The organism is Stenotrophomonas humi, from assembly GCF_001431415.1.
GTDB classification, from domain to species: domain Bacteria; phylum Pseudomonadota; class Gammaproteobacteria; order Xanthomonadales; family Xanthomonadaceae; genus Stenotrophomonas; species Stenotrophomonas humi.
Genome location: NZ_LDJI01000007.1, coordinates 1 through 20450 on the forward strand (window position 1 = coordinate 1; position 20450 = coordinate 20450).

At 65.8% G+C, this 20450-nt stretch carries 20 protein-coding genes and 1 pseudogene; 16 read left to right on the top strand and 5 right to left on the bottom strand.

Translation table 11 applies throughout. The features are described from left to right. The 5 genes from ABB26_RS03720 to ABB26_RS03740 all read left to right on the top strand — a co-directional run. Nucleotides 1-1542, top strand: a 1542-nt coding sequence (locus tag ABB26_RS03720; RefSeq protein ID WP_057632247.1) for a DNA polymerase III subunit gamma/tau C-terminal domain-containing protein, incomplete at its 5' end; no start/stop codon positions are given. A 6-nt stretch (nucleotides 1543-1548) separates the two neighbouring features. Then, nucleotides 1549-1869 carry a YbaB/EbfC family nucleoid-associated protein gene (locus tag ABB26_RS03725; RefSeq protein WP_057632248.1) on the top strand — a complete coding sequence of 107 codons (321 nt, stop codon included), beginning with the start codon at nucleotides 1549-1551 and terminating at the stop codon, nucleotides 1867-1869. Between the two features lie 94 nt (nucleotides 1870-1963). Further along, nucleotides 1964-2563: a recombination mediator RecR gene (gene recR, locus ABB26_RS03730; RefSeq protein WP_057632249.1), complete on the top strand. Its 600-nt coding sequence runs from the start codon at nucleotides 1964-1966 to the stop codon at nucleotides 2561-2563. A 50-nt stretch (nucleotides 2564-2613) separates the two neighbouring features. After that, entirely contained in the window at nucleotides 2614-2964 is a 351-nt protein-coding gene (locus ABB26_RS03735; protein ID WP_057632250.1) for a histidine triad nucleotide-binding protein, read from the top strand. 84 nt (nucleotides 2965-3048) lie between these two features. Beyond that, entirely contained in the window at nucleotides 3049-4350 is a 1302-nt protein-coding gene (locus ABB26_RS03740; RefSeq protein WP_083490676.1) for a hypothetical protein, read from the top strand. 97 nt (nucleotides 4351-4447) lie between these two features. Here ABB26_RS03740 and ABB26_RS03745 read toward each other — a convergent pair whose 3' ends face one another. From ABB26_RS03745 to ABB26_RS03760, 4 genes are read right to left on the bottom strand one after another with little or no spacing between them, the layout of a single operon-like run. Further along, nucleotides 4448-4981 (bottom strand): Slp family lipoprotein, encoded by a 534-nt coding sequence (locus ABB26_RS03745; protein WP_057632251.1) that lies wholly within the window; start codon nucleotides 4979-4981, stop codon nucleotides 4448-4450. Continuing rightward, nucleotides 4978-6933, bottom strand: coding sequence for a transglutaminase TgpA family protein (locus tag ABB26_RS03750; RefSeq protein ID WP_057632252.1), 1956 nt, complete (start codon nucleotides 6931-6933; stop codon nucleotides 4978-4980). The genes ABB26_RS03745 and ABB26_RS03750 overlap by 4 nt, the downstream gene beginning before the upstream one ends. Then, nucleotides 6930-7886, bottom strand: coding sequence for a DUF58 domain-containing protein (locus ABB26_RS03755; protein WP_057632253.1), 957 nt, complete (start codon nucleotides 7884-7886; stop codon nucleotides 6930-6932). Before ABB26_RS03755 ends, ABB26_RS03750 begins: the two co-directional genes overlap by 4 nt. Further along, nucleotides 7887-8813, bottom strand: coding sequence for an AAA family ATPase (locus ABB26_RS03760; protein WP_057632266.1), 927 nt, complete (start codon nucleotides 8811-8813; stop codon nucleotides 7887-7889). It lies immediately after the preceding gene. A gap of 62 nt (nucleotides 8814-8875) precedes the next feature. Between ABB26_RS03760 and ABB26_RS03765 the strand changes: the two genes are divergently transcribed. Then, nucleotides 8876-10720 carry a glycosyltransferase family 39 protein gene (locus ABB26_RS03765; RefSeq protein ID WP_057632267.1) on the top strand — a complete coding sequence of 615 codons (1845 nt, stop codon included), beginning with the start codon at nucleotides 8876-8878 and terminating at the stop codon, nucleotides 10718-10720. Nucleotides 10721-10780: 60 nt separating this feature from the next. Here ABB26_RS03765 and ABB26_RS03770 read toward each other — a convergent pair whose 3' ends face one another. Continuing rightward, nucleotides 10781-11353, bottom strand: a complete 573-nt coding sequence (locus ABB26_RS03770) for a Maf family protein (protein ID WP_057632254.1) — start codon at nucleotides 11351-11353, stop codon at nucleotides 10781-10783. Between the two features lie 115 nt (nucleotides 11354-11468). Here ABB26_RS03770 and ABB26_RS03775 point away from each other — a divergent pair, with 115 nt between their 5' ends. The 10 genes and pseudogenes from ABB26_RS03775 to ABB26_RS03820 form a co-directional block, all read left to right on the top strand. Further along, nucleotides 11469-11978: a YceD family protein gene (locus ABB26_RS03775; RefSeq protein ID WP_057632255.1), complete on the top strand. Its 510-nt coding sequence runs from the start codon at nucleotides 11469-11471 to the stop codon at nucleotides 11976-11978. A 106-nt stretch (nucleotides 11979-12084) separates the two neighbouring features. Next, nucleotides 12085-12282 (top strand): 50S ribosomal protein L32, encoded by a 198-nt coding sequence (gene rpmF / locus ABB26_RS03780; protein ID WP_057632257.1) that lies wholly within the window; start codon nucleotides 12085-12087, stop codon nucleotides 12280-12282. A gap of 88 nt (nucleotides 12283-12370) precedes the next feature. Continuing rightward, a complete protein-coding gene (locus tag ABB26_RS03785) occupies nucleotides 12371-13336 on the top strand; it encodes a beta-ketoacyl-ACP synthase III (RefSeq protein ID WP_057632258.1) in 966 nt (321 codons plus the stop codon). Between the two features lie 349 nt (nucleotides 13337-13685). Further along, entirely contained in the window at nucleotides 13686-14630 is a 945-nt protein-coding gene (fabD, locus tag ABB26_RS03790) for an ACP S-malonyltransferase (protein ID WP_057632259.1), read from the top strand. Between the two features lie 83 nt (nucleotides 14631-14713). Further along, entirely contained in the window at nucleotides 14714-15457 is a 744-nt protein-coding gene (gene fabG / locus ABB26_RS03795; protein WP_057632260.1) for a 3-oxoacyl-ACP reductase FabG, read from the top strand. Nucleotides 15458-15606: 149 nt separating this feature from the next. Next, nucleotides 15607-15846 carry an acyl carrier protein gene (acpP, locus tag ABB26_RS03800; protein WP_057632261.1) on the top strand — a complete coding sequence of 80 codons (240 nt, stop codon included), beginning with the start codon at nucleotides 15607-15609 and terminating at the stop codon, nucleotides 15844-15846. 123 nt (nucleotides 15847-15969) lie between these two features. Further along, nucleotides 15970-17232 carry a beta-ketoacyl-ACP synthase II gene (gene fabF / locus ABB26_RS03805; RefSeq protein WP_057632262.1) on the top strand — a complete coding sequence of 421 codons (1263 nt, stop codon included), beginning with the start codon at nucleotides 15970-15972 and terminating at the stop codon, nucleotides 17230-17232. Between the two features lie 279 nt (nucleotides 17233-17511). Next, a complete protein-coding gene (locus tag ABB26_RS03810; protein ID WP_057632263.1) occupies nucleotides 17512-18867 on the top strand; it encodes an aminodeoxychorismate synthase component I in 1356 nt (451 codons plus the stop codon). 70 nt (nucleotides 18868-18937) lie between these two features. Then, nucleotides 18938-19996 (top strand): endolytic transglycosylase MltG, encoded by a 1059-nt coding sequence (gene mltG, locus ABB26_RS03815; protein WP_057632264.1) that lies wholly within the window; start codon nucleotides 18938-18940, stop codon nucleotides 19994-19996. A 34-nt stretch (nucleotides 19997-20030) separates the two neighbouring features. Next, nucleotides 20031-20450, top strand: a pseudogene (locus ABB26_RS03820) (DNA polymerase III subunit delta'); the annotation flags it as partial.

A 20450-nucleotide genomic window follows, 5' to 3' on the forward strand; every position in this document is an offset into this window, starting at 1 on the left:
CTCAAGACGCTGGAAGAGCCGCCGGAGCATGTGAAGTTCCTGCTGGCCACCACCGACCCGCAGAAGCTGCCGGTCACCGTGCTCAGCCGCTGTCTACAGTTCAACCTCAAGCGTCTGGACGAGGAGCAGATCCAGGGGCAGATGAAGCGGATCATGACCGCCGAGGAAATCGAGTTCGACGACAGCGCCATCGTGCAGCTGGCACGCGCGGCCGATGGCTCGCTGCGTGACGGTCTGTCGCTGCTGGACCAGTCCATCGCCTATGCCGGCGGTGCGCTGCGCGACGACGTGGTGCGCGCCATGCTGGGCACCGTGGACCGCACCCAGGTGTCGGCCATGCTCGATGCGCTGGCCGATGGCGATGGTGGCCGCCTGTTGCAGGTGGTGGCGACGCTGGCCGAATTCTCTCCGGATTGGAGTGGTGTGCTGGATGCGCTGGCCGAAGGCCTGCATCGCATCCAGGTGCAGCAGCTGGTACCGGGCGCCGTGGTGCCGGGTGAAGGCATCGACTCGGTCGCCTTCGCACAGCGGCTGCGACCGGAAGTGGTGCAGCTCTGGTACCAGATGGCGCTGAGTGGCCGTCGTGACCTGCATCTTGCGCCGAGCCCGCGTGCGGGCTTTGAAATGGCCGTGCTGCGCATGCTGGCGTTCCGCCCGTCCGGCGCAGTGCCAGCAGTGCCGGAAGGCTCGGGTCAGGGTGCTGGTGCCGGTGGAGTTGCGCCGGTTGCCTCCGGTGCGGGTGTTGCCGCCTCGGCCGCCGCCAACCCGGCGCCGGTTGCCAAGCCTGTTGAACCCGTGCCGCCGCCGGTCGTTGCCGCACCCGTGGCAGCGCCCGCCGTAGTGGTTGCGCCGGTGGCTGAGGTCGTGCAGACATCGCCAACCCCGACGCCACCTGCTCCTGCCGCATCTGCTCAGACGCCGCAGGCCGCCGCTGACGATCTGCCGCCCTGGGAGACGGACGCTGCAGAAGCCAGCGCGCGGGACGAAGCCATGGCCATGGAAATGGCCGGGTCTGAAGACGTTGAGCCCGAGCCGATCAAGGCCGCGCCGGTCGGCCCTGCGGCGCCTGTCGAAGCGCCGCCTGCGCCTGCAGCGGCTCCCGCAAGGCCGAGCGGCATCGCCATCGAGCCGAGCAGGCCGGTGGCCGGTCGTGCGCTGGAAAACGCCGAGCAGTGGCTGGATCTGGTGGACGACAGTGGCTTGTCCGGCCCCTCGCGCGAGCTGGCGGCCAATTGTGCATTCGTCGGTTTCCAGCACGGGGTGCTGCGTCTGGGGTTGCTGCCGGGGTTTGAATACCTGCAGTCCGAACGTGCGCTGACCGCGTTGGCGCAGGCGTTGTCGCAGGCATTGGGCAGCACGCCTAAAATCGTGATTGAAACCGGCAACGTCCAGGCCGAGACGTTGCATGAGCGCGCGGATCGCCAGCGCGGTGAACAACAAGTTGCGGCCGAAGCCGTTTTCATGGCCGACCCGCAGGTGCAGCAGCTGATCCAGCAGGGCGCCCGGGTCGTGGCCGATTCCATCCGTCCATTCAAAGAGTAAGCAACCATGCGCGGCAATATCGCCCAGATGATGCAGCAGGCCCAGAAAATGCAGGAAAACCTGCAGAAGGCCCAGGAAGAAATCGCCAAGTTGGAAGTCACCGGCAGTGCCGGTGGTGGCATGGTCACGGTGACCCTGAGTGGCACCAAAGAGTGCCGCAAGGTGCGTATCGACCCGTCGGTGCTGTCCGACCAGGAAATGGTTGAAGACCTGATCGCCGCCGCGTTCAACGACGCCGCCAACAAGATCGACACCGAATCGCAGAGCCGCATGGGCTCGGCCACGGCTGGCATGAAGCTGCCGCCGGGCATGAAACTGCCGTTCTGATGATGCGCGTGCCGGCGATGTCCGGCACCTGCGTTGCCCGCGTCGCGAAGCCCCCGGGCTTCGCGCGCTTGTTTTTGAACAAGAGCCTGTTGCGATGAGCCTGCCGTTGCTGGAACAACTGATCGAAGCGTTCCGCGTGTTGCCGGGCGTCGGCCAGAAGACCGCGCAGCGCATGGCCTACCACGTGCTGGAACGCGCCCGCGAGGGTGGCCAGCGTTTGTCCGAGGTGCTGGCCGAGGCCATCGAGAAGATCGGCCATTGCGTGCAGTGCCGGGATTTCAGCGAAACCGAAGTGTGCCCGGTGTGCGCCAGCGCCAGCCGTGAGCGGCAGATGCTGTGCGTGATCGAGTCTCCGGCTGATCGTCTGGCCATCGAACATGCCACCAGCTATCGCGGCGTGTACTACGTGCTGCAGGGGCGTCTGTCACCGCTGGACGGCATCGGCCCGCGCGAGCTGGGCCTGGACAAGCTGGAGGCGCGCCTGGCGCAGGGTGAAGTCACCGAGCTGATCATCGCCACCAATTCCACCGTCGAAGGCGAGGCCACCGCGCATTACCTGGCGCAGCTTGCACGTCGCAACAAGGTGCGGCCCAGCCGCTTGGCGCAGGGGCTGCCGTTGGGTGGTGAGCTGGAGTATGTGGATCGCGGCACCTTGTCGCATGCCTTTGGCAGCCGCAGCGAAATCAGCGAATAGCCGATGCAGGGGCGGTAAGCTGTAGGCCGTTTCCGCCAGTGAGCCGTCGCATGACCGATACGATTTTCGGCAAGATCATCCGCCGCGAGATTCCCGCCAACATCGTCTATGAAGACGAGGACGTGCTGGGTTTCAAGGACATCGCGCCGCAGGCACCGGTGCATGTGCTTTTCATCCCAAAGAATGAAGTCATTCCCACGCTGGACGATCTGCAGCCATCGCAGGCGCATCTGATCGGCAAGCTGGCGTTGGCTGCAGCCGAATACGCGCGGGAGCAGGGGCTGGCACAGAACGGCTACCGCATCGTGATGAACTGCCGCGAGGATGCCGGGCAGACCGTGTTCCATATCCACCTGCATCTGCTGGCCGGCGCGCCGCTGGGGCATTTCGGCGCGGCATGAAGGTTCTGTGCCGTGGGTAGGGACGTTCGTTGACCGTGGAAATCAAGTGCGGAACCGGGGTTCCGCCTTGAAGGGGGATTTTCGATGTCGCGAAGTATCTTCAGGCGCATCTGCCTGACGCTGTTGATGTCCACATCGGCCGGTGCATCGGCGCAGGCCGCATTGGATTCCTCGGCTGCCATGACCGTGTTCCAGCGCATGCAGACATTGTGCGAGGCCGATGGTGGAACGGCCTGGGGTGCGAGCCTGTGCGGCCCCATGCTCCTGGCGGACCCGGCGACGCGGCAGTTCATCGCCAGCATCGACGGCGGGGAAGCCGCGCTTGAGCGCGATGGCGCGGTTTTCCGGGGGCGTCTGCCTGACGCCGTTCCGATTGCGAACACGTCGGTGAAATGGAATGGCCGCAGCTGGACGATGCTGATGCTGCCGTTGCCCGACAAGGAGCCGACGCTTTCCATCCTGCTCATGCATGAAGCCTGGCATCGCATCCAGGGGCAGGTCGGCCTTGCTGCGACCAACGCCGACCAGACGCAGCTGGAGACCGAGCAGGGGCGATTGTCACTGCGGTTGGAACTGCGTGCCCTGCGTGCGGCCATCACCGCGACAACACCGCTGGCGCAGCGCCAGGCCACGCTGGATGCATTGACCTTCCGTGCGTGGCGGCAGGCACGTTTCCCGGAAGCACGGGAAGCCGAAGATGCGATGGAGCGGCATGAGGGAATTGCCGAGTACACCGGACGCATTCTGTCGCAGGATGAGGCGATGACTGCGCATCTTGCAGAGCACCTGCTCAAGGGCGATACGGTGAAGGCCTACGCCCGTTCCTTCGCGTATTACACCGGCCCCGCTTATGGCGTGTTGCTGGATCGCGCATCGCCGGATTGGCGTGGGAGCTGGAACCGGCGCGATGGATTGCCGGAAATGTTGGCAGCTGCACTGAAGCAGGAGGTTGCCGTCGATGATGCGACTTTCAACGAACGTGCAACACGCTACGGCGTGGCTGAGATCCAGGCGCAGGAATCCGCACGCACCATCAAGCAGGCCGAAGTGGTTGCCGGATTGCGTGCACGGCTGATCGACGCTTCGGTGCTCATCGCGCCCGTCAACGGTGCCAGTTTCACTTTCGATCCCAGTCGGGTGACGCCACTACCGCCGGAGGGTGCGGTCTACGGCACCATCCGTGCCGCAGCGCCGTGGGGTGTGCTGGAGGTAGCGAGCGAAGGGTTGCTTTCCACCGACTGGTCACGGTTGTCTGTCGCTTATGCGGGTACGGCGGTGGCCGGCGAAGAGGTGAAGGGGAACGGTTGGAGCCTGCACCTGAAGCCGGGTTGGACGCTGGCGCCCGGCGCGCGCGAGGGTGACTGGACAATCACGCGACCGGACTGAGCCCCGGTTGCCGGTGGTCACCGACGCGGAAGTGCCATTTCCGATAAACAAAAACGCCGCCCGAAGGCGGCGTTTCATGCATTGCGTGCGGTGTGGCTTACCACCAGCCACCGCGCCAGCCCCAACCCCAGCCCGGGCCGGGGCCCCATGCCGGGCCCCACGGGCCGTAGGGATAGGCCGGGACCACATCCACTTCGCGCTGCACCGGCCACAGGTAAACCACGTCGGCGGCGATCTTGGGCAGCGGGTAGTCGTATTCGCCGATCTTGGTGGTCTGGTAACCGTCGATGCGGCCGATGAAGGTCACGTCGCGGCCGGGTTCGAACACGGCCGGGTCGTAGAAGCCAGCGCGGCAGGCGATGAAGCGACCGTCGCTGGCGTCGGAGGAGGTGCTGCTCGGGCGGCCGCTGCCATTGAGCGGGCGGGCGATCATCTGGAAGCAGGTTTCGCCCTGCGCGGGCAGCGTTTCAATGATGCGGCCGCCCCAGCGTACCGGCGTGCCGGTCTGCTTCTGTGCAACCGAGTCACGCGGTGACACCGGGCTGAACTGCCCCTGCAATGGTTTGGGGGCGGTGGCACAGGCAGCCAGCGTCAGCGTGGCGGCGAGGGTAATGAGAATGCGGGTGTTCATGGTCGTGCTCCGGGTCTCGGGCGATGCCTGTGCAGGTCAGCCAATAATGAAACGGGGTCGAACTGAGCGCCAGCGTATCGCGCATCGGTGAAACGCTGGCTGAGTATCAGCAGACCGCTGCCTGGGTGGCTAAGTTCCACGCGCCGTGCCCAATCGTTGGCGGATTCGTAGGGTTCGCGACCGAGCCCAAGCCGCGCATAGCGGCGATCCAGGCGGTGCCAGGCGCGCAGCAACGGGTCACGCTGGCGCTCGCCGCGTGCCAGCAGCCACGCCATCAAGCCCAGTGCCAGCACGGCGAAGCCGGCAAACAAGGCGATCAGCTGCGAGGGCGTCAGCCGCTCGATGCCGAACGGTCGGAGCAGCTGCTGCTGGCGGTTGGCGTCGAACGACAGGAAGGCGGTATTCCAGCCGCGACGCATCCAGTCGCCGAGCTGCTTGAAGCTTTCCCAGCGGCCGGCCAGGTCCAGTCCGCCGGCATTGCCCTGGCCGAGACGATCTTCCAGCGTGTCGTAGATGCGCTCGGGGGCGACGGCGGCGGTGGGGTCCACACGCACCCAGCCGCGCCCGGCCAGCCAGACTTCGGCCCAGGCATGGGCGTCCATCTTGCGTACCACCCAGTAATCGCCGTAGCGGTTGCGCACGCCACCGGCATAGCCGGTCACCACGCGCGCGGGGATGCCGGCGCCACGCATGAGCACCACGAACGCGGAGCTGAAGTGTTCGCAGAACCCGGCCTTCTGGTCGAACAGGAATTCGTCGGCGCCATGCCGGCCCGCCAGTGGAGTGGACAAGGTGTAGGCGAACTCGCGGTGGATCCATTCCAGGCTGCGCTGCACGATCGCCGCGTCGTCCTGGCCGGCTTCCGTGCGCCATTGTTTTGCCAACGCCAGCGTACGCGGGTTGAAGCCGGCGGGCAGTTGCAACGTCTGCTGGCGCAGGCGTTCCGGCAGTTGCGACTGGAAGCTGCGTGGCGGCGCCGATTGCATCCGCCAGCGGGTCAGGGCGGTCAGCGTGCGATTGCTGCTGAGGCTGTAGTCGGCATCGAGCTGGCTGTCGGCGGGGGCGGCAAGTGGCAGATCCAGGGCGACGAGCTGGCGGTCGTCGCTGGCCTCGTATTCGATCAGGTAATCCCAGCGCACGTCGCCCGCCTGGAATGCGGTCGGGGCAGTGCGTTGCTGGCGGTTGGAGCGGGTCCAGCTGCGACCATCGAAGCGGGTCAGCACCGGGCCGCGCCAGTAGCGTTGGTCGGCGGGCGGCACCGGGCCGAAGAACTGTGCGCGCAGGGCCGGGCTGTCGTCGGCCATCAGGTCGATCCAGGCGCCGGGCTCCATGCTGTCGGACAGGCCCGGGCGGCTGACCACGCGGTCTGGAATGCCCCAGAGCGGGCTGCCCAGGCGCGGCACCAACCAGAACGCGGACAAGGCCAGTGGCAGGGCAAGCAGCATCAGCTTGCCCACGGTCCGCAGCTGCGCGGCGGGCGGCAAGGCGGTGACACCGGCATCGTCATCGGCCAGTCGTTGCAGGGCCAGCAATGCGCAGATGACCGCTGCCGTGGCCAGCAGCAAGGTGATGGGGCCCTGATCCAGCAGGAAGGCCGCGAAGGGCGCGAACAGGGCGAAGCCAAGCAGGCTGCGTGCGTCGCGCAGGGTTCGCAGTTCGCTGGACTTGATCGCGAGCATGGCCGCGAGCAGGGCGCAGCCGCTGTCGCGCCCGGGGGTGGCGCCCATCTGCCAATAGATGGTGACCAGCATGGTGGCGACCAGCAGCAGGCGCAGCAACAAGGGCGCCGGTCGGTGCCATGACAGGCCGGCCACGATCAACGCGGTCGCCCCGAAGACACCGGCCAGAACGCCGGGCAGCTGCAGCAGCAATGGCAGCAGTGACAGCGCGGCGGTCAGCAGTACCCAGCCACGTGCGTGCGCGCCAAGTGGGGATGAGGGCAGGGTGCTCATGCGGGCGGCAACAGGGCGAGTGCGCGCAGGCACAGATGGCGGTGCGCATCGCCGACGGCCGGGCCGATGGCCGGGTTGCCGGGCAGGCGCAACTGATAACGGCGTCCCTCACGCTCGGCATCGTCCACCCAGCGTGCAAGGCGGGCGATGCGGCGCTCGTAAGGCAGGGCATGCAACTGCTGCCAGTCCAGCACAAGCTCCGAACCTACCGGTCGTTCGTACTCGCGGACCAGCAGCCCATCCCGGCGCGCGGAGTGCTTCCAGGCAATCGTGCGCAATGCATCGCCCTTGCGGTAGGCGCGCAGCTGCTGCAGTTCATCGCCCATCGGATGTGCGCGCGTGCGTGTGGAGGTGGTGCCGGTATCGGGCAGTGGCGGTGCGTTGGATTCCGGTGCCGGGTAGACCAGCAGCGGTGCATCCGGCCAGAACCAGGACCAGGCGCGTACCAGTCCCAGCGGTTGCGTGGTGTTGATGCGGATGCGCGAGATATCCAGCCAGCCGCGCGTGGTGGTCGGCAGCGCGAGGTCGGCCTCGATCTGGCTGTCAGCGGTGAGGCTCACCGTGGTACGTGCGTCTTCATGGCGGATCTGCAGCGCACGACGGGGGCGGGTACCGCTGCGTGCCAGGGCCAGCCGTAGCTGGATTGGCGCACCGGCGGGCACTGGCTCGGCCGAGAGCGCCTCAAGGCGAATGCCGGACAGCTGCAGGTGTGCATACACCGCACTGGCCAGCGCGGTGGCGGCCAGCGTCAGTGCCAGCAGCAGGGCCGGGTTGTTGTTGTAGTTCAGTGCGCCCAGCAACATCGTCGCCAGCAGCCCGGCGAGGAACAGGCCAAAGCCGGTGGGCAGCACGTAGATGCGATGGCGATCCAGTTGTACCGGCAGTGCCTCGGGCTGGCGCGGGCGCGCCAGCCATTGCAGGGCCTGCAGCCGTTTCCGCAATCGAGCGATCACTCAGTCAACCTGCACGCTGTGCAGGATGGCGCGTGCCAGCACCGGGCCGGAGGACGACTCGGCCTCGGCCATCAGCCGGTGCCCGGCCACGGCAATGAACAAGGCCTGCACGTCCTCGGGAACGACGTGCTTCCTGCCCAGCAGCAGTGCATGTGCCTTGGCCGCACGCACCAGCGCGATGCCGGCGCGTGGCGACAGGCCGACCTTCACTCCCGGGTGCTGGCGGCTGCGGGTGAGCAGCGCCTGCACGTAGTCGATCAGTGCATCGCTGGCATGTACCTGCTCGACGGCTTCGCGCAGCGCCACGATGTCCTGGTCGGACAGGCACGGCAGGGCGCGGGCGATCAGTTCGCGACGGCTGCCGCCGCTGAGCAGGGCGCGCTCGGCTTCGGCATTGGGGTAGCCCAGGGTGAGGCGCAGCAGGAAGCGGTCCAGCTGCGAATCCGGCAGCGGGAACGTGCCGGACATATCCACCGGGTTCTGCGTAGCGATGACGAAGAACGGATCCGGCAGCGAATGGGTCACGCCGTCGAGCGTCACCTGCTGTTCGGCCATCGCTTCCAGCAGGGCACTCTGCGTGCGTGGCGGTGCGCGGTTGATTTCATCGGCCAGCAGCACGTTGCAGAACACCGGCCCCGGGTGGAACTGGAAGCTGCGGCTGTGTGCTTCATAGATCGAAATGCCCAGCACATCGGCCGGCAGCAGGTCGGAGGTGAACTGCACACGCTGGAACTGCAGGCCCAGGCTGGACGCCATGGCGTGGGCCAGCGTGGTCTTGCCCAGGCCGGGCAGGTCCTCGATCAGCAGATGTCCGCCGGACAGCAGTGCGACGAACGCCAGCCGCACCTCCTGCGTCTTGCCCAGCAGCAGGGAATTGACCTGCTCCTGCGCCTTCTGCAAAGACTGCAACGTGACATCGGTTAGCATTCCGGCAGGCACCACGGTCATGGTCGTCTCGTATTTCAAAGTTGAGGGGAGTGTAAGTGGCAATCCGGGGGGAGCAACGCGCATACATTACGTTCCTTGTGCTGTGGGCGTTGGTTACGACGGTCAAGGTGCTGGTTGCTTCACAGTTGTCGCTGTTCGTTGACGAATCCTTCTATTGGCAGGAAGGGCAGCATCTGGCTGCCGCATACTCCGATCTCCCCGGCCTGACGGCGTGGTTGACCCGCCTGGGCGTGGAGATGGCCGGCGACAATCGTCTCGGTGTGCGCTTGCCGTTCCTGTTGATGGGCGCTCTGTTGCCGTGGCTGGTGGCGCGGATCACCGCGCGCTGGTTTGGTGGCCGGGTGGGCTGGCAGGCGGGTGCGCTGACACTGCTGATGCCGCTGTCGGCCACCCTGGGCATCCTCGCCGTGCCGGATGTGCCAATGGCGCTTGCCGCCGTGCTGTGTCTGGATGCCGGTGCGCGCCTGCTGCGCAATGTGGATGCCGGCGGTGCGCTGATGCTGGCGCTGGGTCTGGCGATGGGTGCGCTCAGCCATTACCGCTTCATCGGTGTCATCGGCATGGGTTTCATCGCCTTGATGCTGTTGCCGGAAGGTCGTCGCATGTTGCGTGATCCGCGCGTGTGGATGGCGCTGGCGGTTGGCATCTTCGCCTGGTTGCCGCTGCTGGCCTGGAACCTGGACAACCAGGATGCGGGCCTGAAATTCCAGGTGATGGAGCGCCACCCTTGGGTGTTCCATGGTGAGGGCCTGCGTTTCTTGCTGATCCAGCCGTTGATGGTCACGCCGGTGCTGTTTGTGGCAATGGTGGCTGTGGCGGTCAGTGGCCTGCGCAAGGCGCAGGGCGGTTTCCATCATGTGCAGTGGCGCTATTTCGCCTTGGTGGGCGCCACTTCGACATTGCTGATCTTCGTGCTGGGCTTCTTCACCGATGTGGAACGCATCAGTTTCCACTGGCCGTTGCCGGGCTATCTGGCGTTGCTGATCGGCGTGCCGCTGCTGCTCAATCGCTGGCCGCGCTTCTGGCGGCGTTGTGTCTGGGTGACCGTTGCCATCGGCCTGGTATGCGCGATGGGCTACTACGTGGTGGTGTCGGTGCCGTCGCTGCGCGAGGAAATGGCTGGCAGCAAGTATTACCCGCGCAACTTCGCAGGCTGGCAGCCGCTGGCCGAAGCCGTGCGCGAGGAGCTGGCGGAAATGCCGGGCGACACCACGGTGCTGGCGGACAGCTTCAAGGTGGGCGCGGAGCTGGGTTTCCGGTTGGATGACCCGTCCATCAAGGTGTTGCCGCACGCGCTCAACGACCGCCACGGGCGCACCGCGCAGCTGGCGTTGTGGGGCCTGCTCAGCAAGGGTGAGCGTCCTGGTCCGCAGCTGCTGGTGCTGGCACCAAGCGACCCGCGTTATCGCGATCTGCTGGCGCGGTATCACCAGGTCTGTGAACTGGTCGGGCCGTTGCCACCGCCACGCGTGGTGTCGCTGGATCATGGCTTCCAGCGATTCCTGTTGTTCCGCCTGCCCGCGCAGAAACAGTCCGGCCCGTGCGTCACGCCGGCGATGGCCTGGGTGGATGCGCCGGTTGCCGGTGCGGTCGTGGCGGATAAATTGGATGTGGCCGGCTGGGCTTTCAAGGACGGCGTTGGGCTGACACGCGTGGAGCTGCTGCTGGACGGGCGCAGCGTGGGGGATGCGGTTTACGGTCGCGACTTCGACATCCGCGCGGCATGGCCAGGTACCAGCGATCCCCGCCATCCGCATGTGGGTTTTGACGGGCAGGTGGATGTCAGTCAGGTCGCACCCGGCAGGCACTGGCTGGGGCTGCGGCTGTATGGCGCGGATGGCAGCGTCGAACAGTGGGCCGAGCAGCCGTTCGTGGTTGAACGTTGAGGGGAGTTGCAGCGCGTGCTCTGCGCGCGCCATGGGGTTGAAGGCGCGCGCAATCGTGCATCAGGGCAGCCGATAGCCGGCCTGCCGCAGCAGCGCTGACAGCGGGATCAACGGCAAGCCCACCAGCGCGCTCGGGTCGCTGCTGTGGATGGCCTCGAACAGGCTGATGCCCAGGCCTTCACATTTGAAGCTGCCGGCGCAGTCCAGTGGCTGCTCGGCCTCGACGTAGCGGGCGATTTCGGCGGCATCCAGGGTCCGGAATTGAACGCGGGTCAGGTCGCAGGCCTGCAGGTGCTCGCTGCCATTGCTCAGGCAGATGGCCGTATGGAAGTGGATTTCCTGGCCCGACATCGCTGTCAGCTGGGCGCGGGCAGCTTCAGCAGTGCCGGGCTTGCCCAGAGGGGCGCCGTGCACTTCGGCTACCTGGTCCGAGCCGATCACCCAGCTGCCGGGGTTCTGGCTGGCCACCGCCAGCGCCTTGGTCTTGGCCAGGCGCCGGGCCAGGGCGGCGGGGGGCTCGTCGGGATGTGGGGTTTCATCCACCAACGGTGCCGCTGAACTGAACGGCAGCCGTAGCCGGGACAGCATTTCGGCCCGATAACGCGAGGTGGAGGCGAGGATCAGCTCTGTCATGTGGGAAAATGCCGCGTCCGGGCGCAGCAGTCTGCTGCCGTCCGCCTCCCGTGACAACGTGGTCGACGCATTGGGTTTGACAGCGGCGGGGGTACTCCTTAACATTCTGCAGCTTATGTCCGCGAACGTGCCCGAATTGCTGGATGCTTGGCGGATGGTCGCAGCACGCAGGTGCTTCGACGGCCAGGTGCCTTTGTCCGAATTTACCCGCCTGCAAGGCCTTGTCGCCGATACCGAAGGGCAGTGCACTTATGCGCTGGAATTCGGTCGCGACGACATCCTGCAAGTGGCCTATGTCGAATTGACCATCGAAACGGCCTTGCCGTTGATCTGCCAACGCAGCATGCAGCGCTTTCTGCTGCCGGTGTCGATGAAACAGCGGCTGGGGTTGATCCGCGACGAAGACGAGGAATCGGCGCTCCCGCCCGATTACGAAGCGCTGCTGGTACCCGAAGACGGTAACCTGCATCCGCTGGAAATGGTCGAGGACGAATTGGTGTTGGCCGTGCCGGTAGTGGCGCTGGCACCGGGAAGCGAGGCAGTCGAACGCGACTGGCCCGCGACCGAAGAGGAACAACGCAAGGCCAATCCGTTCGCGGCATTGGCAGCGCTGAAGAAACAATAGCGGCCGGTTATCGTCGGCGGTCGCGGCGAAAGCGAGAGTAGTGCTGGACGCTGGCGTCCCGTGCAATTAAACGACGAAGCAAACGAACCGAGTTTGGAGCAATCCCATGGCTGTGCAGAAATCCCGTGTTACCCCGTCCCGCCGCGGCCAGCGCCGTGCGCACGACGCCCTGAGCGCCAAGCAGCTGTCCACTGATCCGACCACCGGTGAAGTGCATCTGCGTCACCACATCACCGCTGACGGTTTCTACCGCGGCAAGAAGGTGATCACGACCAAGTCGTCCTCGACCGTCGAAGAAGATTGATTCGTAACGGCCGTCACGTTCGCGTGGCGGCCGTTGCACCGATTCTTCCGGGGCCGCCTTAGGGCGGCTTCGCGCAACAGGAAACAGCATGAGCAAGCGGATCTACTCGAGGATCGCGGGCACTGGTAGTTACTTGCCCGAGAAAGTGTTGACCAATGACGATCTGACCAAGATTGTCGACACGACCGATGAGTGGATTCAGTCGCGAACGGGTATCCGTGAGCGGCACATCGCTGCTGATGAAGAAACCACCAGCGACCTTGGCTACCACGCCGCGGTTCGCGCGCTGGAAGCGGCTGGCATCGAGGCTTCGCAGCTGGACATGATCATCGTGGGTACCACCACGCCGGATCTGATTTTCCCGTCTACCGCCTGTCTGATCCAGGCACGCCTTGGCGTGGCCGGTGCGGCGGCGTTTGACGTCAATGCGGCATGTTCGGGCTTCATCTTTGCCCTGAGCGTGGCCGACAAATTCATCCGCAGCGGCGACGCCAGGCATGTGCTGGTGATCGGTGCGGAAACCCTGACCCGTATCGTCGACTGGACCGACCGCACCACCTGCGTGTTGTTCGGCGATGGTGCGGGCGCCGTCGTGCTCAAGGCCGATGAAGACACCGGCATCCTCAGTACTCACCTGCATGCCGATGGCAGCAAGAAAGAGTTGCTGTGGGATCCGGTCGGCGTGTCGGTGGGCTTCGACAAGCCGGGCAAGATCAACATGAAGGGCAACGACGTGTTCAAGTACGCCGTGAAGGCGCTGGACTCGGTCGTGGATGAGACCCTGCAGGCCAATGGCCTGGACAAGTCCGACCTGGATTGGCTGATTCCGCATCAGGCCAACCTGCGCATCATCGAAGCCACCGCCAAGCGCCTGAACATGTCGATGGAGCAGGTGGTCGTGACGGTCGACAAGCACGGCAACACCTCGTCCGGCTCGGTGCCGCTGGCGCTGGATGCGGCGATCCGTTCCGGTCGTGTCGAACGTGGTCAGCTGCTGCTGCTGGAAGCCTTCGGTGGTGGTTTCACCTGGGGCTCGGCGCTGCTGCGCTACTGAGTCAGACAGACACGGATACAACGCTCGGGCAGCCATTGGCTGCCCGATGTCGTTTCAGGGCGCGCACGGAGAGCGCTCTGTTTGTAGGAGCGCACTTGGGTGCGAAGCCCCATGGCCCGGGTAAGTGCAGCCGGCCCGGGAAGTTCGGGAGGTGTCGATCGCGCTGCTTGGTGCGGGCCTTGGTGGGCCGGGCCGTGGAAAGCCCCTGCTGGGGTTGCATTTACCCGGGCTGCGTTCGCCGCGGGTGGAGGGCATCTTTGCAGTGGCGGGCTGCATACGCGGCAGTACAGACGAGCGGGCGCTTTCGCGCTTATCATGCCCCGCTTCGATTCGTGCAGCAGATGACCGCGTGACTGATTCCCGACTCGCTTTCGTGTTCCCCGGCCAAGGTTCCCAGTCTCTGGGGATGCTGGCTGAACTGTCCGAGCTGCATCCGCAGGTCCGTGAGACCTTCGCCGAGGCGTCGGAAGGCGCGGGCGTGGATCTGTGGGCGCTGTCGCAGGGTGGCCCGGAAGAGCAGCTCAACCGCACCGAGTTCACCCAGCCGGCTTTGCTGGCGGCGAGCATCGCGGTGTGGCGCCTGTGGAATGCGCAGGGAGGTGCCAAGCCGGCCCTGCTGGCAGGCCACAGCCTCGGCGAGTACACCGCGCTGGTCGCGGCGGGCGCGTTGACCCTGCGTGACGGTGCCCATCTGGTGCGCCTGCGTGGCCAGTTGATGCAGGACGCGGCTCCGGCCGGCGTTGGTGCGATGGCGGCCGTGCTGGGTGCGGAAGATGCGCTGGTGCTGGAAGTCTGCGCCGAAGCAGCAGGCAGCCAGGTCGTGGTGCCGGCCAATTTCAATTCGCCCGGCCAGATCGTCATCGGTGGTGATGCTGCGGCGGTTGACCGCGCGTTGGCCCTGCTGGCCGAGAAGGGCGTGCGCAAGGCGGTGAAGCTGGCCGTCAGCGTGCCGTCGCATACGCCGCTGATGCGTGAAGCCGCCAACCGTCTGGCCGAGGTGATGGCCGGCCTGGATTGGCGTGCGCCGCAGTTGCCGGTGGTGCAGAACGTTGATGCCAGGGTGCATGACGGGCTGGATGCCATCCGCCAGGCGCTGGTGCAGCAGCTTTACCTGCCGGTGCAGTGGACCGGTTGCGTGCAGGCGCTGGCCGGCAAGGGTGTCAGCCGCGTGGCCGAATGCGGTCCGGGCAAGGTGCTGACCGGTCTGATCAAGCGCATCGACAAGAACATCGAAGGGCGTCCGCTCGCCACCCCGGCTGATTTTGCCGGTGCACTGGAAGAGTGGGCCAGGTAAATCAACCGGCCGTGGGTGCGTTCTGCGCCCGGCCATGATCGACAGCCGCCGCACCGGCGGCCTCGCAGCATTAAGGAAACCGCATGAGCAAGCCATTGCAGGGTGAAATCGCGCTTGTCACCGGCGCCAGTCGTGGCATCGGTGCCGCCATCGCCGCCGAACTTGCCGCCCAGGGCGCCACCGTCATCGGCACGGCGACCACTGAATCCGGCGCTGCCGCCATCGGCGAGCGCCTGGCCGCGCAGGGTGGCCACGGCCGCGCGCTGAACGTGACCGAGCCGGGCGCGGTGGAAGCGCTGATCGAGGCAGTCAGCAAGGAATTCGGCGCCATCACCATCCTGGTGAACAACGCCGGCATCACCCGTGACAACCTGCTGATGCGCATGAAGGACGAGGACTGGCAGGCCATCCTCGACACCAACCTGACCAGTGTCTACCGCACCTCCAAGGCGGTGATGCGCGGCATGATGAAGGCGCGCAAGGGCCGCATCATCAACATCGCTTCGGTGATCGGCGTGACCGGCAACGCCGGGCAGGCCAATTACGCCGCTGCCAAGGCCGGCATCATTGCCTTCTCCAAGTCGCTGGCCAAGGAAATCGGCAGCCGTGGCGTGACCGTGAACGTGGTCGCCCCGGGCTTCATCGACACCGACATGACCAAGGATCTGCCCGAGGACGCCAAGGCGGCGATGCTCGGCCAGATCGCGCTGGGCCGCCTCGGCGAGCCGGCGGACATCGCGCGCGCGGTGGGGTTCCTGGCCAGCCCGTCGGCCAGCTACATCACCGGCGAAACCCTTCACGTGAACGGCGGTTTGTACATGCCGTAAGCGTGTGGCGCATGGACGGCGCCCAAGTGGTTGATCTCGGTGGTTTTTTGCCAGAATGCAAGGGCGCTGCGGTTTCCACTACACTATCCCACGGCCATCACCACGTGATGGCGTCTTTTGAACCACTACTCCATCTGGAGCGATATCCAATGAGCACCATCGAAGAACGCGTCAAGAAGATTGTTGTCGAGCAGCTTGGCGTCAAGGAAGAGGAAGTCACCATCAGCGCATCGTTCGTCGATGACCTGGGTGCCGACTCGCTGGACACCGTCGAGCTGGTGATGGCGCTGGAAGAAGAGTTCGAGTGCGAAATCCCGGACGAAGAGGCCGAGAAGATCGGCACCGTCCAGGCTGCCATCGACTACGTCAAGGCACACGTCAAGGCGTAATTGCGCCTGACAGGACGCGGCCGGCATACATCACCTGCCGCGTTGCAAATCCATGGGGCCGCAGATGCGGCCCTGTGCTTTTCACCGCTTCAATCCCCGTGAACGGGGCCAGGAGAATCCGCAATGAGTCGTCGCGTCGTCGTTACCGGCATGGGCATGGTGTCGCCGCTGGGCAATGATCTGGCCAGCAGCTGGGAAGGCATCATCAATGGCCGCTCGGGCATTGGCCCGCTGACGAGCGTTGCAGAGAATTATCTGGAACGTTTCACCACCAAGATCGCAGGTGAGGTCAAGGATTTCGACATCACCGCCGACAATCCGTTGTTCGGCAAATTCAGGGTCAGTGGCAAGGATGCCAAGAAGATGGACCCGTTCATTCATTACGGCCTGGGTGCCGCCTTCATGGCGCTGCATGACTCCGGCCTGGAGATCACCGAGGCCAACGCCGAGCGCATTGGCGCCATCGTTGGCGCCGGCATCGGTGGCCTGCTGGGCATCGAGGAACAGACCATCGAGTTCCACGAGGGCAAGAAGATCTCGCCCTTCTACGTGCCCAAGACCATCATCAACATGCTGCCGGGCCAGTTGAGCATCATTGCGGGCTTGAAGGGGCCGTCGTTTTCGGCGGTGTCTGCCTGCGCCACGTCCAACCATTCCATCGGTACGGCGATGCGCATGATCCAGTACGGCGATGCCGACGTGATGGTTGCCGGTGGCGCCGAGCGCGGCTCCTCGCCGACAGCGCTGGGCGGCTTCTGCGCGATGAAGGCCATGTCCACCCGCAACGACGACCCGACCAAGGCCTCGCGTCCGTGGGACAAGGGCCGTGACGGCTTCGTGCTGGGCGACGGTGCCGGCATCCTGATTCTGGAAGAGTACGAGCACGCCAAGGCGCGTGGCGCGCATATCTACTGCGAGCTGGCCGGCTTCGGTGCGAGCTCCGATGCGTACCACATGACCGCCCCGAGCGAGAACGGCGAAGGCGCCGCGCGCTGCATGGTCGCGGCGATGAAGGACGCCGGTGTCACTCCGGAGCAGGTGGGTTACCTCAACGCGCACGGTACTTCGACGCCGCTGGGTGACCTGGGCGAGACCATGGCGATGAAGACCGCTTTCGGCGAGCACGCCTACAAGCTGCTGGTCAGCTCCACCAAGTCGATGACCGGGCACCTGCTCGGTGCAGCCGGCGGCGTGGAGGCGATCTTCTCGGTCAAGGCGTTGGAGACGGGCATCATTCCGCCGACGATCAACCTGGAAGACCCCAGCGAAGGCTGCGACCTGGACTACGTGCCCAACGTTGCCCGCAAGGCGCAGGTGGACGTGGTGATGTCCAACGGCTTCGGCTTTGGCGGCACCAACGGCACGCTGGTGTTCAAGCGCATCTAAGCTTCAAGCCCCTCTCCCGCAAGCGGGAGAGGGGTTGGGTGAGGGCAGAGCGAAGCAGAAATGGTGAACCGGCAGGTCATCGCCGGGCCCGTTCATCACAGGCAGCAAAGCGCCCCCTCATCCGCCCCTGCGGGGCACCTCGCTCCGCGCCCCGGCCACGCACAGCGTGCTTGGCGTTCAGCCATGCACGAGCCAGTGGCTCGTAAGCCGCATGCCCTCACCCCGCTCGCGGGAGAAGGGAGCAAGCCCTGCATTGCTTCTCATCACTCCAGGCCGACGATGCACCTCCTTCCCCTGCACGCCGACACCGACCTGCTGGCGCTGCACCGGCTCACGCCGCATCGCTATCCCGTGCTGCTGGAATCCACTGCTGCCGGCAAGCAGGGGCAGTGGGACATGTTGTTGATCGCAGACGGCACGCAGCTGCTGCTGGAGGCCGACGGCACGCTGCAGCGCGAAGACGGTTCGCCGGTCGAAGGTAGTTTTCTGGATGCGCTGGATCGCGACTGGCATGCATTGCGCCTCGCGCGTGATCCGGCCGAATCCGAAATCCCGTTTCGTGGCGGCTGGGCATTGCTGCTCGACTACGAACTGGCGGGGCAGATCGAGCCGATATTGAACCTGCCGCAGCGCACCGACGGCCTGCCGTCGGCCATCGCGTTGCGATGCCCGGCGGCGGTGTTGCGCGAGCGCGACAGCGGCCGCTGCATCGCGGTCGCTGAAGATGACCATGCTGATCTGCTCGCGCAGCTTCAGCACGACATCAGCGAAGCCACGCAGCTCCCGGCATTGCCGCACTGGCAGCCGCCGGGCGCGATCGACGAAGACGATGGCCAGCGCTTCACCGATGGGGTGCAGCAGGTGATCGACTACCTGTGCGCCGGTGACGTGTTCCAGGTGAACCTGTCGCGCCGCTGGCAGGCACAGTTCGACGCGCCGCTGGCGCCGGAAGCCCTGTACGCGCGCCTGCGCAAAGCCAACCCGGCACCCTTTGCCGGGTTGTTCACCGCGGCCGGGCGGGCGGTGGTCAGTTCCTCGCCGGAGCGGCTGGTGTCGGTAAGCGGCGAGGTGGTGCAGACCCGGCCCATCGCCGGGACGCGCCCGCGCTTTGCCGGTGACGACGATGCCGTGCGCATCCAGGAACTGGTCGGCCACCCGAAGGAGCGTGCCGAGCACGTGATGCTGATCGACCTGGAGCGCAACGACCTGGGGCGCATTGCCGCGCCGGGCAGCGTCGAAGTCGATGAGTTGATGACCGTGGAAAGCTACGCGCACGTGCACCACATCGTCAGCAACGTGCGCGCACGGCTGCGGCCGGAAGTGACGCCGGGCGAAGTGATTGCCGCCACCTTCCCGGGCGGCACCATCACCGGTTGCCCGAAGGTGCGATGCATGGAAATCATCGCCGAGCTCGAACAGACCGCGCGCGGTGCCTATACCGGCGCTTTCGGCTGGTTGAACCGCGATGGCGACATGGACCTGAACATCCTGATCCGCACCGCCGAAGTACAGGGCGCGACCGCGACCTTCCGTACCGGTGCCGGCATCGTGGTGGACTCCGATCCGGTCAAGGAACTGGACGAAACCCGGGCCAAGGCGCGTGGCCTGTTACGTGCGCTGGAGCCGCAAGAATGAACGGCTTGCTTGGCCGGCGTCATGGCCGGCGCGGTATCCTGCGCACCGGTTTGATCTGAACGGGGTGACCATGGCGGGTGCCAAGCGTGGATGTCTGGTGGTGCTGGCGATCCTGGTGTTGCTGGTGGCTCTGGCGGGCGCAGCTGCGGCGTTGCTGTGGCAACGGCAGAGCGGCTTTGCCGCCACGCCGGTCACGCCTACCCAGGCCAGCGTCACCGTAGCCTCGGGCGATTCCTTCACCACCGTGCTGGGAAAGCTGCGCGCGGCCGGCATCGATGAAGGCCAGGACCTGCAATGGCAGCTGCTGGCGCGGCAGCTGGACGCCGCCGGCAAGTTGAAAGTGGGCGAGTACGCACTGGAGCCGGCGCCGACACCGCGTGAGCTGCTGCGCAACATGCGCCAGGGCAAGGTGCTGCAGTACCGCGTGACCATCGTCGAAGGGTGGAACATCCGCCAGCTGCGCGCCGCGATCAATCGCGCACAACCGCTGCAGCACAAAACCACCGACATGAGCGACAGCGAGCTGATGGCGGCGCTGGGCTTTGCCGAGCAGCATCCGGAAGGGCGGTTCCTGCCGGAAACCTACATCTACCAGCGCGGCGACAGTGATCTGGATGTGCTCAAGCGCGCCCATGCCGCGATGGAAAAAGAACTGGCCGCCGCCTGGGCATCGCGCGCCGATGACCTGCCGCTGAGCTCGCCGTATGAACTGCTGATCCTTGCCTCGATCATCGAGAAGGAAACCGGCCTGGCCAGCGAGCGTCCGCAGATTGCCGGGGTGTTCATGCGCCGGCTGAAGATGGGCATGCGCCTGCAGACCGATCCCACCGTGATCTACGGCATCGGCAGTGCCTATGACGGCAATATCCGCAAGAGTCACCTCACCACCGACACGCCGTACAACACGTACACGCGCGCCGGTCTGACGCCGACACCGATCGCCATGCCCGGGCGCGATGCGCTGCAGGCGGCCGCGCATCCGGCGAAAGGCGATGCGCTGTACTTCGTGGCGGTGGGCGACGGCAGCGGCGCGCATGTGTTCTCAGCCTCCTACAGCGAGCACAACGCCGCCGTGGCGCGTTACCTGCAGCGGCTGCGTGAGAAGCGAAACGAGGCGGCACCGAAATGAGCGATGGAATCCATGAAGCGCGCAGGATGTGGGCATGAGTGACGCCTTCGCCCCCTGGCAGCAACGCGCCTATGACCAGACCGTGGCCGCACTCGACGCCGGCCGGTTGGGGCATGGCCTGTTGATCTGCGGGCCGGCCGGCATGGGCAAGTGCGCGGTGGCACTGAAATTGGCTGCGCATGTGCTCAACCACGGCGTGGAAGCCGCGGGCCGGCAGCGCAACGCGCAGCTGATCGCCGCTGGCACGCATCCCGATCTGCAGCTGACCTCGTTCATTCCCAACAAGACCGGCGACAAGCTGCGCACCGAGATCGTCATCGAGCAGGTGCGCGAGATTTCGCAGAAGCTGGCGCTGACCCCGCAGTACGGCGTGGCCCAGGTGGTGATCGTTGATCCGGCCGATGCCATCAACCGTGCTGCCTGCAATGCGCTGCTCAAGACGCTGGAAGAGCCG